The organism is Thalassococcus sp. BH17M4-6 (assembly GCF_049323015.1).
Taxonomy (GTDB): Bacteria; Pseudomonadota; Alphaproteobacteria; order Rhodobacterales; family Rhodobacteraceae; genus Puniceibacterium.
Genome location: NZ_JBMPGU010000007.1, coordinates 122,812 through 136,507, shown reverse-complemented (window position 1 = coordinate 136,507; position 13,696 = coordinate 122,812). Strand labels below are relative to the sequence as shown.

Sequence of the window (13,696 nt, the reverse complement as noted above, 5' to 3'; positions counted from 1 at the left end):
GCAGACCGCGGGACGGTCCGCCGCTCTGGCTTGGCGCCGCGCAGGGCGCGGCTTGATTCCAAGCCAGGGGCCGCAACGCACCGACTTCTTGTACGAACCAGTCAGGGCCGGATACTGACCGGCGTGCCGTCCTTGACCATGGCATAGACCCGTTCCATCTGCCGGTCGCTGATGGCGATGCAACCCCATGTCCAGTCGCGCGGCGCATCGCGATACTTGCGCGGCTTGCCGTGGATGAAAATGTCGCCGCCCGGATCCTCGCCCAGCGCCAGCGCCTCGGCGATGTCGTGTTCGTTGGGATAGGAAATCCCCAGCGACAGGTGGAACTTGCTGTTGGGGTTGCGCCGGTCGATGACGTAATCGCCCTCTGGCGTCTTGCCGTCCCCCTTGATCTTCTTGTCGCCCTCGGGCGCGAAGCCAAGCCCGATGTTGTACTGCTTCAGCACCTTGCCATGGTGCAGAAGGTACATCTTGCGCTCGCCCTTCTGGACGACCACCCGGGTGACTTCCGGCCCGTAGTAGGTCTTGAACTTGCTGCTGCAACCCGCCAGCGACATCGCCAGCACCACCGCAAGGATCACCTGAAAAATTCTCATTTCACTGCCCGCTGCCCGATTTGTTTTTTTCGGATCATATCCTGATTTTTAGGGTCGGAACAGTCGTCGAATGCGTGATCACGCCGGGTTTATCTGCGCTCTTTCTCGGCCAGCCGCGCCTCGATCGCCTCGAGCCGGGCAAGCACCTGGTCGCGGTAGGTGCCGGTGGCGGCGTCGGCTTCTTCGGAATGGGCCTCCTGCATGGAATTCACGATCAGGCCGACCAGCAGGTTCACCACCGCAAAGGTCGTGACCATGATGAACGGCACGAAGAACAGCCAGGCATAGGGAAAGACCTCCATCACCGGGCGGACGATCCCCATGGACCAGGATTCCAGAGTCATGATCTGGAACAGCGTATAGGCCGACGTGCCCAGATCGCCGAACCAGTCGGGAAAGCTGTCGCCGAAGAGCTTCGTCGCCATGACCGACCCGATGTAGAAGATGATCGCCATTAGCAGGAACACGCTGCCCATCCCCGGCAACGCGCTGACGAATCCCTCGACCACGCGTCGCAGTCGCGGTGCCATGGATATGACCCGCAGAATTCGCAGCACCCGAAGCGCGCGCAGCACCGAAAAGCTGCCGCCGCCGGGCACCAGCGCCACGCCGACGATCAGAAAATCGAAGATGTTCCAGCCCCTGCGGAAAAAGGCCCAGCCCTGCGCGAACATCTTGGCCGCCAGTTCGATGACAAAGATCATCAGACAGACACCATCGAGGAACAGGATCGCCGATCCAGCCTGCGCCATGACCTGGTCCGAGGTTTCCAGCCCCAGCAACACGGCATTCAGCAGGATCACCCCGATGATGCTGTTCTGAACCAGCGGTCGCTGCATGAAGGCGCCGACTTTTTCTCTGAATGTCATTTTGTCGGGGTCCCAAGGGTCAGTTGCGCGGCCACCTCCACATGGGTGGACCAGCGGAATTGATCAACCACCTGCACCCAATCAAGGCGATAGCCCGCCGCCACCAGCGTGGCGCAGTCGCGCGCGAAGGTGACGGGGTTGCAAGATACATGCGCGATGCGCGGTACGCCCGATTGCCCAAGCTGCGCCACCTGCGCCTCGGCCCCGGCGCGGGGCGGGTCGATGACCACGGCATCAAGGCCCGACAGTTCGGACGCCAGCAGCGGATTGCGGAAGAGGTCGCGGGTTTCGGTGGTCACGGGTTTGAGGCCGGTGGCGGTGCGGTGCCCCTGCGCCAGCGCCTCCAGCATGGCGCCATCGCCTTCGACGGCGTGCACCCGTGCGCCTTGCGCCAAAGGCAGGGCAAAGGTGCCGCATCCGGCGAAAAGATCGGCCATGCGGCCCGCGCCCGACACCGCTTCGTGCACGGCGGAGCGGAGCGCGGCCTCGCCCTCGGGTGTCGCCTGCAGGAAGGCGCCCGGCGGGGGCGTCACAAGCGCGCCGCTCATCCGCAGATGCGGGGCACGGCGGGTGATGGCAGGCTCCCCGTCCCAACTGATCCGCGCCAGATCGTACTGCCGCGCGGTATCGGCCAACCCGGCGTAAAGCGCGGTATCGAGCGGCTTGCCCCCGGTCACGGCCACGTCCAGCCCGTCGAGCGAGCGTGTCAGCAGCACCGACAGCGCGCCCTTGCGGCTGGCCCCCAGCACCGCCAACGCCTCTACCATCGGCAGGGCGGCGGCGATCTCGGGATGCACCAGCTGACAATCGGGCACCGCGACGATCACATCCGAGGCCTTCATATGAAACCCGGCCAGTGCGCCCTTCTTGGTGCGGCGCACCGAAAAGGTGGCGCGGCGGCGGGTCTGGGCGGGAGAGGTCTGGATGGGGCGGAAATCGGCCTCCAGCCCCTGTGCCTTGAGCGATTGACGGACAACGCCGACCTTCCAGTCGGCCAGGAATCCGTCGCTGGCATGCTGCAGCTGGCACCCGCCACACGACTTGGCGTGCCGACAGGGCGGGCGCACCCGGTCGGATGACGGCGTTTCGATCCGCGGGGTGGGCATGACACCGCCCTCTACGTCGCCCAGCACGACCTCTCCGGGAAGGGTGGCGGGCACATAGATCGGACCGGGCGCAATCCCGTCGCCCTGATGCCCCAGCCGTTCAATCGTCACGCGTTCCATGCGACGCCTTTTGCCCTGTCCCGCGCGCCGCGTCGAGCGGTTCGATCAATCAATTAAGGATGGACCGATGTGCAGGCTCGGCTCACTCCGCCGCGCTTTTCGCATCGAGGAAGCCGCCCGACTGCCGATCCCAGTAGCGCGCATAAAGCCCGCCCCTGGCAAGCAGCTGGTCATGGGTGCCGGTTTCCACGATGTGACCCTGATCCAGCACAACGATGCGGTCCATGTCAGAAATCGTCGACAGCCGGTGCGCGATGGCCAGCACGGTCTTGCCTTCCATCACCCGATGAAGCGCGCCCTGAATCGACGCCTCCACCTCGGAATCAAGCGCGCTTGTCGCCTCGTCCAGAATCAGGATCGGCGCGTCCTTCAGAATGGCGCGAGCCAGAGCGATCCGCTGGCGCTGGCCACCAGAAAGTTTCACGCCGCGTTCGCCCAGGTGGGCGTCATAGCCCTTGCGGCCGAAATGATCCTGCAGGTCCTGAATGAAGTCATGCGCCTCGGCCTTGCGGGCGGCAGCAATGACCTCGTCTTTCGTCGCATCGGGCTTGCCATAGCGGATGTTGTCGATGGCCGACCGGTTGAACATCGCGGTTTCCTGCGTGACCATGCCGATCTTGCGTCGCAGGCTTTCCTGCGTGGCCTTTGCGATGTCCTGCCCGTCGATCAGGATCCGCCCCTCTTCGGGGTCGTAAAGCCGCAACAGCAGCGCCACGAGCGTCGACTTGCCCGCCCCCGAGGCGCCGACGATTCCCAGCTTTTCGCCCGGGTGCACGGTGAGCGAGATATTCTCGATCCCGCCACTGTCGCGCCCGTAGGCAAAGCCCAGGTTTTCCAGCTCGATCCGACCATCGGTCACATGCAGATCCCGCGCATCCGGCGCATCCACCAGCCGGTGCGGCGGGGTCAGCGTGCGCATGCCGTCCTCGACCTCGCCCACGTTGGCATAAAGGCTCATGAGCGTGAAACTGACCCAGCCGGTCATCTGCGCCAGCCGCAGACTGATGGCTCCGGTGGCGGCGATGTCACCGGCGGAAATGACCCCCAGCGTCCAGTACCACAGCGCCCCGCCCACCAGCAGGACCGGCAGAACCCCGGCCAAAGCCATCAGCCAGAACCGGAACGCGACAGAGACATAGCCGAATTCCAGAAAGCGCTTGCGATAACTGTCCATCGAATTCAGCGCCGCGCGATCCTCGTGTTCGTGATGCGCGAAAAGCTTCACGGTCTTGATGTTGGTCACGGTATCCACGACCTGCCCCGTCACCATCGCCCGCGCCGCGGCACGCGCCTTGGACCGGGTGCGGATGCGGGGCATGTAGTGCCGGATCAGGAAACCATAAGCGACCATCCAGACCAGCAGACCACCGGCGATGCGCCAGTCGACCGTGCCCAGCAGCAAGATCGACCCGATCACCGAGGCGAGTGCGAAAAGCACGGTCTGGATGATCTCGGTCACCGTGTCGTTCAGCGCCCGCGCGGTCTGCATTTCCTTCTGTGCGATCCGTCCTGCGAAATCGTCGTCGAAAAAGGTGACCGACTGGCCCAGCGTGAACCGGTGCAGCCGCGACAGCACGAGGTTCATCACCGCCGGCTGCAGCAGGATCGTCTGCGCGAAAGAGCTGAGCCCCAGCACCGCCGGACGCAGGCCCAGAAAGAACACCAGCGCAAAGCCGAAGAGCCAGGTGTTCTGCGCGAACAGACCCGAAACCCCGGTGTTCAGGGCCGCGTCGATGACCCATCCCAGCAAGAGCGCGGCCACCACCTCGGCCACGCCCGCCAGGATCGACAGCGCGCCGACAAAGGAAATGACCTTGCCCGCCCCCGCCAGTGCCCAGCGGAAAAACGCCAGAAGGCTGCGCGGCGGCGGGCCGTCGGCGGGTTGGAAAGGGTCGATCCAGTTGTCGGGGTTCATTCAGCTGCGTCCGTGTCGATGTCCAGAAAGCCCCCTGATTGGCGCTTCCAGAACTGGGCATATAGTCCGCCTTTCGCCAAAAGCGCGTCATGCGATCCCTCTTCGACGATCCGGCCCTGATCCATCACGAGAATGCGATCCATATGGGCGATGGTGCTGAGCCTGTGGGCAATCGCGATCACGGTCTTGCCCTCCATCATGCCATAAAGCGTGTCCTGAATCGCCGCCTCGACCTCGGAATCCAGCGCCGACGTCGCCTCGTCCAGCAGCAGGATCGGCGCATTCTTGAGGATCACCCGCGCCAGCGTCACCCGCTGCCGCTGACCGCCCGAAAGCTTGACCCCCCGTTCGCCCACATGCGCGTCATAGCCGCGCCGCCCCTGCGGATCCTGCAGATCACCGATGAAGTCATGCGCCTGCGCCTGTTTGGCGGCGGCAATAACCTCGGCCTCGGACGCATCGGGACGACCGTAAAGGATGTTGTCCCGGACCGAACGGTGCAACAGCGCGCTGTCCTGCTGGACCATGCCGATATTGCGCCGCAGGCTGTCCTGGGTGACCCGGCTGATGTTCTGCCCGTCGATCAGGATGCGCCCCTCTTCGGCGTCGTAGAAGCGCAAAAGCAGCTTCACGAGGGTCGATTTGCCCGCCCCGGACCGGCCGATCAGCCCGACCTTTTCGCCGGGCTGGATGGTCAGGCTGATCCGCTCCAGACCGCCCACGTCATTGCCGTAGTGATGGCTCAGGCCGTCCACCTCGATCCGGCCTTCGCTCAGCACCAGCGGTTTGGCCCCGTCCGCGTCGGTCAGGGTGATAGGCTGGGCAATGGTTTCCATCCCCTCGGCCACCACGCCGAGTTCGCGGAAAAAGCTGGTCAGCGCCCACATCAGCCAGCCGGTCATCGCGTTGAGGCGCAGCGTCAGGGCGGTCGCCGCCGCCACGACCCCCACGGTGGCCGAGCCGGTCATCCAGAAGGCCACGGCCAGCCCCACCACGCCCACGATCAGCACGCCGTTCAGACCCACAAGAACCACGTCCATGATGGTGAAGAGCCGCATCTCGCGCTGGAAAGAGGTGCGCGTTTCTTCGATCGCCTCGCGCGCATACTCAAGCTCTCGGTTGTGATGCGCGAACATCTTGACCGAGTGGATGTTGGTATAGCTGTCAACGACCCGCCCCGTGACCTGCGACCGCGCATCCGACGCCGCCTTGGAGGCGGGCCCGATCCGCCGGATCGTCCAGCGCATGAGGAAACCGTAAAGCACCAGCCACAGCACAAGCGGCAGCATCAGCCAGGGTTCGGCCCCGCCCAGCAGCAGCAGCGCGCCGATGGCATAGGCCACGGCGTAGGACAGCGCGTCGAACACCTGAAACACCGCTTCCCCGGCCGACGACGGCGTCTGCATGATCCGGTTGGCGATGCGCCCGGCGAAATCATCCTCGAACCACCCGACAGACTGGCGCAGTACGTGCCGATGCGCCCGCCAGCGCACGACGGTGGTAAAGTTCGGCAGGATCGCGTTGTTCAGCACCAGCACATCCAGCGCCTGCACCAGCGGGCGCAGCAGCAGGATCGCCAGCGCCATCCAGATCAGCATGGTGCCATGATCGGCCCAGACCTGCGCGGGATCGCCGGTCAGGATATCGACGATCCAGCCCATCGCCCAGATGAGGCCAAGCTCGACGCCGGCCACGACGACCGACAGCAGCGTCGCCACGACGAAGAGGCCGCGAAACGGCTGGACATATTGCATGAGGAACGGCGCCAGCCGCTGCGGCGGACGGTCGTCTTCGGGATAGTCGACATAGGGGTCGACCAGGGATTCAAAGATGCGGAACATGGGGAAATCCGAAATCGGCAGGACAAGAAAGGACGGGGTGAGGCCAAACGCTCACCCGCACGCGCAGGTTCGCTGTTCAGGCGAAGCTTGGAATGAGGCGCGTGTTATCCATTGATTGTCTCCATTCGGATGCCGCTCACATACACCGGAATCCGCCGCCTGTCACCCCTTGGCGGCAAGGTCCAGCAACTGGTCGCGACTCAGGCGAAACCCGGACGCGATCCAAAGCGCTTCGAGCCGGACCAGTTCCGCCCCAAGGGCCGGCCCTTTGAAGGCGGGCATGAGATCCTGTGCCGAGACCGGGAAACCGGCCTTGGCCCCCTCGTCAGCCCTGAGAAGGTCACCCGCATCAAGCGGTGTTTCCAGCATCGCGGCCCGCAGCAACAGCACATCCTTCGCCATCTCCGCACCGTGACGAAATCCGATGGCACCGGGAGAATCCGCGGCGCCAATCAGGCTCTGATACAGCTCAATCCGCCGTTGCTGCGCCTTCGACAGTCGCAGCGGGGCACCGTCGAATACGCCAAGGCTCGCCAGCCGCCGCAGCGGATCGGGGGCCATGCCGTGCTGGTGCTCCAAATGCACCAGCGGGGCCAGCGCCCGGGACTCTGCCCCGGGCAGGCACCGGCCCAGAACCCCCACGCGCTGCATCGCGGCAACCGCCGGGGCCGGATCGGGCGCGGCCAGAAGCTTGAGCGTTTCCGCACCCACGCGTTCCTTCGAAAGGCCAGCCAGACCGTCCAAACTGTCCGCGATGGCCGCCAGCGCCTCTGGATCAAAGCCCTGCTCGGGGTCGGCATACCATGCGTTGAAGCGAAAGAACCGCAGGATTCGAAGGTAGTCTTCGGCGATGCGCTGCGCCGGATCCTCGATAAACCGGACCTTGCGGGCCCTGAGGTCCGGCAGACCCTTCAGCGGGTCGATCACATTGCCCTGCGCATCGGCATAAAGCGCGTTCATCGTGAAATCGCGGCGGCGCGCATCCTCGGCCAGATCGTCGGAAAAGCGCACGACGGCATGGCGGCCATCGGTTTCGACATCGGCGCGAAAGGTCGTGACCTCGAACCCCATCCCGTCGGCCACGACCGTGACGGTGCCATGCGCGATGCCGGTCGGGACGGCTTTGAGGCCGGCGTTTTCGGCAAGTTCAGTGACTGTTTCAGGCAGGGCGTCGGTGGCGATGTCGACATCTTGCACCGGCGCGCCCAGCAGCGCGTTGCGCACGCAGCCACCCACCGCGTAGGCCTGATGCCCCGCGTCGGTCAGCAGCCCAAGGACAGCTTGCGTCGCGGGCTGCATCAGCCAGGGATCGGTGATGCGCGTCATTGCGACATCCGGTCCGCCAGGCCGCGCAGGATGCGCGCCGTCGCACCCCAGATGTAATAGGGACCGAAGGGCACGGTGAAGTAATGCCGCCGCGTGCCACGCCAGCGCCGATACTGCACCGAAAACCGCCCCGGATCGGTGACATGTGCCAGCGGGACGGAAAACACCTCTTCGACCTCGCCGGGTTCTGCCACCGGATCGAACCGGCCGGTGACCCGGCCGATCACCGGCGTCATGCGAAAGCTGGTGACGGTTTCATGGCTGGGCAAATGTCCCAACACCTCGACCCTGTGCCGCGGCAATCCGACCTCTTCCTCGGCCTCGCGCAGCGCGGCATCGGTGACGTCGCGGTCGCCATCGTCCTGCTTGCCGCCCGGAAAGGCGATCTGCCCCGGATGATGCTTGAGCCGCGACGACCGTTTGGTCAGGATCACGTCCAGCCCGTCGCTGCCATCGACCAGCGCGATAAGAACACCCGCTGGGCGCAGGACGCGGTTGGCAGGCAGGACCACCTCGGGGTTGAGGTCGTAATCCGACGATGCCTGCGTTGCCGCATCCAAGGCCCGTGTCAGGGCGCTGAGCTGTTCAGCCGTTCTGCTCATCTGCAGCCTCGAACCCGACGGTGGCCGGGTCCAGATCGTAATGCGCGCCGCAGAACTGGCAATCGGCGGTCACCCGTCCATCGTCTGTAGTCATCTTCTCGATGTCCTTGGCCGAATAGATCGACAGGCTTTGCCGCACGCGATCCTCGGAACAGGTACAGCCGAACCGCACCGGCTGCGCGTCGAAGACCCGCGGCTGTTCCTCGTGGAACAAGCGCACCAGCAGATCGGTCGGCGGCAGCGCCGGTCCGATCAGTTCCAGCTCTTCCACCGTGTCGAGGTGAAAGTTCACACGGTTCCAGTTCTCGCTTTCATCCTCGTCCAGAATGTCGCCCGCCTGCAGCAGCCCGCCTTCGCCCGATCCGCCGTCCTTGGCAAAGGGCGACGCCTTGGGCATGTGCTGCAGCATCACGCCGCCCGCGCGCCAGTGTTCGGCCACGCCGGGTTCGGACGATTTGCCAAAGCTCAGCTGGAAGCGGGTCGGCAGCTGTTCGGACTGCGCGAAATAGGTTTCCGCACAATGCGCGAGGCTGTCACCGGTCAGCGGGGTGATGCCCGAATAGGGCTGCATCCCCTGCCCCTGATCCATCAGGATCGCGAAATAGCCGTCACCGATCTGCTCCATCGCCGGGCCATCGGTCAGGCGGTCAGGATCGAAGCTGGCATAGGCACGAATCTGCGCCGGTTCACCTTCGCTGGCGGGCGCGTAGAAATCTGTGGCGATCATCCGCACCGCCCCTTTCGACTGCACCTGCAACGACAGTTTCCACCGCAGCTTGATGGTCTGGCCGATCAGCGCGGTCAGCAACGCCATCTCGGCGACCAGCGCCTCAACCTGCGGGGGGTAGTCGTGTTGCTTGAGGATACCACCCAGCACACCGTCCAGCCGCGCGACACGGCCGCGGACATCCGAGCGGTCAAGCTGAAAGGGCAGGACGGTGTCGTCCCAGGCGAGTTTGGTTCCAAGCGTCATGGGGTTTCCTTATTTGCCGCGGATTGGCATACCGGCTGCATATAAGAGCCATGACACAGAGTCCAAGGGGCAGCATGATCCGCCGATACGGCCCAACCCCCGAACCTGGTCGGCGCTACACCCTGCGCCCCGGTGCCTATGCGATCCTGCCGCGCGGCGGCCAGCTTCTGCTGACCCACCAGTCAGAGCCCTGGCCAGAGTTCCAGTTGCCCGGCGGTGGCATCGACCCCGGCGAACATCCGATCACCGCCCTGCACCGCGAGGTGTTCGAGGAAACCGGCTGGCGCATCGCCGCGCCGCGCAGGCTGGGCTGCTTTCGCCGTTTCACCTTCATGCCGGAATACGATCTCTGGGCGGAAAAGCTCTGCATCATCTACCGTGCTCGCCCGGTCAGGCCCCTCGGCCCGCCGTCAGAGCCTGCGCATATCGCCGCGTGGATGTCCGCCGACCTGGCCGCACGCAAGCTGGGCAATCCCGGCGATCGGGCGTTCCTGCGCCGCTTCGGCCTGTGATCGGGCGTTATTTGCCGCCGTATTCCAGCAGCACGGCGGAAACGTCATCCTCCATCCCGACCTCGGGTGACATGTCGCGCCGCAAGCGCCAGAAAAGGTCATCGAGAAACTCCATCCCCGACGGTTTTTCGTCGTGTTCCCGGACCAGCGCGAGCAGCCCCTCCTCCTCGAGCATGGCGCCGCCTTTCATCACCGCCTCTGTAAAACCATCGGTGTAGATCAGTAGGCGGTCGCCCGTGGCCATCTGGATCGTCTGGCGTTCGTAGGACACCGAATCAATCAGGCCGATTGGCACGCCGCCCGCCCCGAAGAATTCCGCACTGCCGTCGGCGCGCAGCAGCAGCGGCGGCGGATGCCCGGCCTGCACCATGTCGATGCGACCGGTGCGCAGATTCGCGGTGAAATAAAGCATGGTCAGGTATTCCGACACACCCGGATCGGCGGCCAGCCGTTCGTTCAGCAAAAGACCCACCTCTTCCGGCGGGCGCAGGGCGTGTTTGCCGGTGTCGCGCCGTTCCAGCGCCAGGTTCTGATCGGGAAACCGGCTGCTCAGGTACCCCGCGACCCGCGCCGTCACCAGCGCCGAGGTGATGCCGTGCCCCGACACGTCGATGCTGTAGGCCCCGACGCGATCCCGCGCCGGGCTGAACATCCCGACCAGATCACCACCCACGTGGCCGCAGGGTTTCAGCAGCAGACTGACCCGCGATTTGCCGAAGGTGCGGGTGTGTTCAGGGACCAAAGCCTCCTGAATGTTGCGGGCCTGTTTGAGATCGCGTTCGATATCGTTGTAGACCGCCTGCAACTTTGCCAACGTGTCCGAGATCACACGGTTCTTCTTGCTCAGCTCCCGCTCCATGCTCAGGATCCGGGCGCCCGCACTGATACGCGCACGCAATTCGTCCGAAGCAATCGGTTTGGTCAGGAAATCGTCGGCCCCGGCGTCCAGCCCACGCGCGATCTCGCCCTTTTCGGATTTCGAGGTCAGCAGGATGAAATATCCGTAGCTGTTGCGCGACAACTTGCGGAACCGGCGGCAGAATTCCAGCCCGTCCATGCCCGGCATCATCCAGTCCGAAATGACCAGATCAGGCTCTGCCTCGGCGCAAAGTGCCAGCCCTTCCTCGGCGCTGAGCGCGCTTTGCACTTCAAGGCCAAGTTTTTCCAGCAGGGCCGTCATGATGCGCAGCTGCAGGCGGCTGTCGTCCACCAGCAACACCCGCCGGATCGGCCCGTTAAGCGGCAGGACCTGGGCGGTCTTGGGGAGGGGCAGCGGCACGGGCAATACCTTTGGGCGAACTTATACGACCGTGCCTGCCTAAGGCCCGGGGTTTAACACGGCGTGAACCCTAAAATGCCGTGCAATCCGTCAGAGCCTTTAGCGCCGTCTTCAGATATCCGCGCGACAGTCGAAGAAAGGAGACAGACCATGATCGACTGGACCCGCGTGACGGAACTGCGTGATGAAATCGGCGCCGAGGATTTTCAGGAGGTCATCGACCTTTTCCTCGAAGAGGTGGAAGGCACGCTGGATACGCTGACATCCCTTACGAACGCGGCCGCGCTGGAAGCGGCCTATCATTTCCTCAAGGGCGGTGCGCTCAACCTGGGATTCCAGGCGATGGCAGAGCTGTGCCAGTCGGGCGAAGCCTCTGCCGGTCTTGGACAGATGGACGGTGTCGACCCGGACGAGGTGATGCGTGTCTACGCTATCTCAAAAGCGCAATTTCTGGACGGCATGCAGGAAAGGTTCGCCGCCTGAGACCGCTGACGCAGGCTCAGATCAGCTTGTGCAGATCGACCAGATCGCTTTCCGGCCCCAGTTCGGCCATCACCCGGCGGCGCAGCGCCTGCATGCCCCTGATCCAGCCTTCGGGATCGGTGGCGCGGCGGCGTGCAAATTCGCCCGCTTCGGCATGCGGCAGAATCAGGAATCGGCCTTCGGCGAGCCCCTCCATCAACGACTGCGCGACATCCTCGGGGCGCAGCACGCGGTCATGCGGCACCGCCTCGCGCGCGGAATCATCGTACCCTAGCAAGGGCGTGGCCACATAAAGCGGGCAGACCACGGCCACCTGAATGCCCTGATCCGCATGGGTGATCGCCAGCGACTGTGCCAGGCTGACGGCGGCGTGTTTGGTGGCGGAATAGGCGGCATCGCCGATCTGGTTCAGCAGACCCGCGCCAGAGGCGACGTTGACCAGTACCCCCTCCCCCCGCGCGATCATCCCCGGCAGCACCAGCCGCGCGGCACGCACATGCGCCATCACGTGCACGTCCCAGGACGCCTGCCATTGCGCATCCGGCGCAGACACCGCGCCGCCCGGATCGCCCTTGGCGAACCCGGCGTTGGAGCAGAAAAGGTTGATCGCGCCAAACCGGTCTTCCGCAGCCGACACCAGCGCGGCGATCTCTTCGGGCTCGCTCACATCGCAGGGCACCGCGATGCCGCCGACCTCATTCGCGACACGGGAGGCCAGATCGGGCAGCAGGTCGCTGACCACCACCTGCATTCTCGCCGCCGACAGCGCATGACAGATCGCGCGCCCGATGCCCTGCCCACCACCCGTGACCACAGCGGTCTTTCCGCGCAGCGCCATCAGATCACGAACTGCGCCAGCAGCTCGTCATCGGTGATGTCCTGATACGTGAACCCCTGTGCGTCGAGCTTGGCAAAATAATGATCGAAATTCGCCGCGTCGGTGGTTTCGATCCCGATCAGCACGGACCCGAAGTTGCGCGCAGATTTCTTGAGGTATTCGAACCGGGCGATGTCATCCTCAGGGCCGAGAATATTCAGGAAGTCCTTCAGCGCACCGGGCCGCTGCGGCAGGCGCAGGATGAAATACTTCTTCACCCCGGAATAGCGCTGCGCGCGTTCCTTGACCTCGGGCAACCGTTCGAAATCGAAATTCCCGCCAGAGGTGACGCAGACCACCGTACGCCCCCGGATCGCCTGTCCCAGATCCTTGAGCGCGTCGACCGCCAGCGCGCCCGCCGGTTCCAGCACGATGCCTTCGACGTTGAGCATATCGAGCATGGTCGTGCACAGCCGGTCCTCGGGGATCGTCAGCACGTTGGCCAGACCCACGCCGCTAAGGCGCGCAAAGGTGCGTTCGCCGATCTGCCCGACCGCCGCGCCGTCGGCAAAGGTGTTGACCTTCGGCAGCTTGACCGGCTTGCCTGCCATCAACGCGGCTTGCAGGCAGGCACCACCCGACGGTTCGACAAAGGTATACTGGCAGCCGGTGCCGAAATAGCTGATCGTACCCGCCGACAGCCCGCCGCCGCCCACCGGGATCACGATGTGATCGGGCAGCCCGCCCAGCTGTTCCTCGATCTCGACCGCGACTGATGCCTGGCCTTCGATCACGTCCTCATCGTCAAAGGGCGACAGGAAATGCGCCCCCGCCTCGGCGCAAAAGGTCTGCGCCGCGCGCAGCGTATCATCGAAATAATCGCCCGTAAGCCGCACCTCGATGGCGTCACCCCCGAACATCCGGGTTTTCTCGATCTTCTGCTGGGGTGTCGTCACCGGCATGAAGATCACACCCCGGACACCGAAATGCCGACACATGAAGGCAACGCCCTGCGCGTGATTGCCCGCACTGGCACAGACAAAGAGCGCCACGCCATCCTGCTTGCGCATCGCGTTGAAGGCCCCGCGCAGCTTGTAGCTGCGCACCGGCGACAGATCTTCGCGCTTGAGCCAGACATCGGCCTCGAACCGGTCTGACAGATGCGCATTGCGCAAGAGAGGCGTGGCGGCAAAGACCCCGCGCATCTGCGTTGTGGCCTCGCGGGCACGGTCCTGAAAGTCGGTCATGGCGGTCCTT

At 64.6% G+C, this 13,696-nt stretch carries 13 protein-coding genes; 2 read left to right on the top strand and 11 right to left on the bottom strand.

Translation table 11 applies throughout. The features are described from left to right. Positions 1-101 precede the first annotated feature (101 nt). From ACOXXX_RS11880 to ACOXXX_RS11845, 8 genes are all read right to left on the bottom strand, one after another. A complete protein-coding gene (locus ACOXXX_RS11880; RefSeq protein WP_422826802.1) occupies positions 102-596 on the bottom strand; it encodes a L,D-transpeptidase family protein in 495 nt (164 codons plus the stop codon). A gap of 89 nt (positions 597-685) precedes the next feature. Beyond that, a complete protein-coding gene (locus tag ACOXXX_RS11875; RefSeq protein WP_422826801.1) occupies positions 686-1,465 on the bottom strand; it encodes an ion transporter in 780 nt (259 codons plus the stop codon). Beyond that, positions 1,462-2,691, bottom strand: coding sequence for a class I SAM-dependent RNA methyltransferase (locus ACOXXX_RS11870; RefSeq protein ID WP_422826800.1), 1,230 nt, complete (start codon positions 2,689-2,691; stop codon positions 1,462-1,464). The genes ACOXXX_RS11875 and ACOXXX_RS11870 overlap by 4 nt, the downstream gene beginning before the upstream one ends. An 82-nt stretch (positions 2,692-2,773) precedes the next feature. Beyond that, the gene (locus ACOXXX_RS11865) at positions 2,774-4,606 is read right to left on the bottom strand and encodes an ABC transporter ATP-binding protein (protein ID WP_422826799.1); all 1,833 of its coding nucleotides are present in this window, start codon (positions 4,604-4,606) and stop codon (positions 2,774-2,776) included. Beyond that, positions 4,603-6,447, bottom strand: a complete 1,845-nt coding sequence (locus ACOXXX_RS11860) for an ABC transporter ATP-binding protein (protein ID WP_422826798.1) — start codon at positions 6,445-6,447, stop codon at positions 4,603-4,605. Before ACOXXX_RS11860 ends, ACOXXX_RS11865 begins: the two co-directional genes overlap by 4 nt. A 162-nt stretch (positions 6,448-6,609) precedes the next feature. After that, entirely contained in the window at positions 6,610-7,773 is a 1,164-nt protein-coding gene (locus ACOXXX_RS11855) for a CCA tRNA nucleotidyltransferase (RefSeq protein WP_422826797.1), read from the bottom strand. Next, positions 7,770-8,375, bottom strand: coding sequence for a CoA pyrophosphatase (locus ACOXXX_RS11850; RefSeq protein WP_422826796.1), 606 nt, complete (start codon positions 8,373-8,375; stop codon positions 7,770-7,772). Before ACOXXX_RS11850 ends, ACOXXX_RS11855 begins: the two co-directional genes overlap by 4 nt. Beyond that, positions 8,359-9,348 carry an Hsp33 family molecular chaperone HslO gene (locus tag ACOXXX_RS11845; RefSeq protein ID WP_422826795.1) on the bottom strand — a complete coding sequence of 330 codons (990 nt, stop codon included), beginning with the start codon at positions 9,346-9,348 and terminating at the stop codon, positions 8,359-8,361. The genes ACOXXX_RS11850 and ACOXXX_RS11845 overlap by 17 nt, the downstream gene beginning before the upstream one ends. A 74-nt stretch (positions 9,349-9,422) precedes the next feature. Here ACOXXX_RS11845 and ACOXXX_RS11840 point away from each other — a divergent pair, with 74 nt between their 5' ends. Continuing rightward, positions 9,423-9,860, top strand: a complete 438-nt coding sequence (locus ACOXXX_RS11840; protein ID WP_422826895.1) for an NUDIX hydrolase — start codon at positions 9,423-9,425, stop codon at positions 9,858-9,860. Between the two features lie 7 nt (positions 9,861-9,867). On the opposite strand, the gene ACOXXX_RS11835 is transcribed toward ACOXXX_RS11840, so the two are convergent. Then, the gene (locus tag ACOXXX_RS11835; RefSeq protein ID WP_422826794.1) at positions 9,868-11,139 is read right to left on the bottom strand and encodes a PP2C family protein-serine/threonine phosphatase; all 1,272 of its coding nucleotides are present in this window, start codon (positions 11,137-11,139) and stop codon (positions 9,868-9,870) included. A gap of 150 nt (positions 11,140-11,289) precedes the next feature. Here ACOXXX_RS11835 and ACOXXX_RS11830 point away from each other — a divergent pair, with 150 nt between their 5' ends. Beyond that, positions 11,290-11,622, top strand: a complete 333-nt coding sequence (locus ACOXXX_RS11830) for an Hpt domain-containing protein (protein WP_422826793.1) — start codon at positions 11,290-11,292, stop codon at positions 11,620-11,622. Positions 11,623-11,638: 16 nt separating this feature from the next. Here ACOXXX_RS11830 and ACOXXX_RS11825 read toward each other — a convergent pair whose 3' ends face one another. After that, a complete protein-coding gene (locus ACOXXX_RS11825; protein ID WP_422826792.1) occupies positions 11,639-12,460 on the bottom strand; it encodes an SDR family oxidoreductase in 822 nt (273 codons plus the stop codon). Next, entirely contained in the window at positions 12,460-13,686 is a 1,227-nt protein-coding gene (gene ilvA / locus ACOXXX_RS11820; protein ID WP_422826791.1) for a threonine ammonia-lyase IlvA, read from the bottom strand. Before ilvA ends, ACOXXX_RS11825 begins: the two co-directional genes overlap by 1 nt. Between the last annotated feature and the right edge of the window lie 10 nt (positions 13,687-13,696).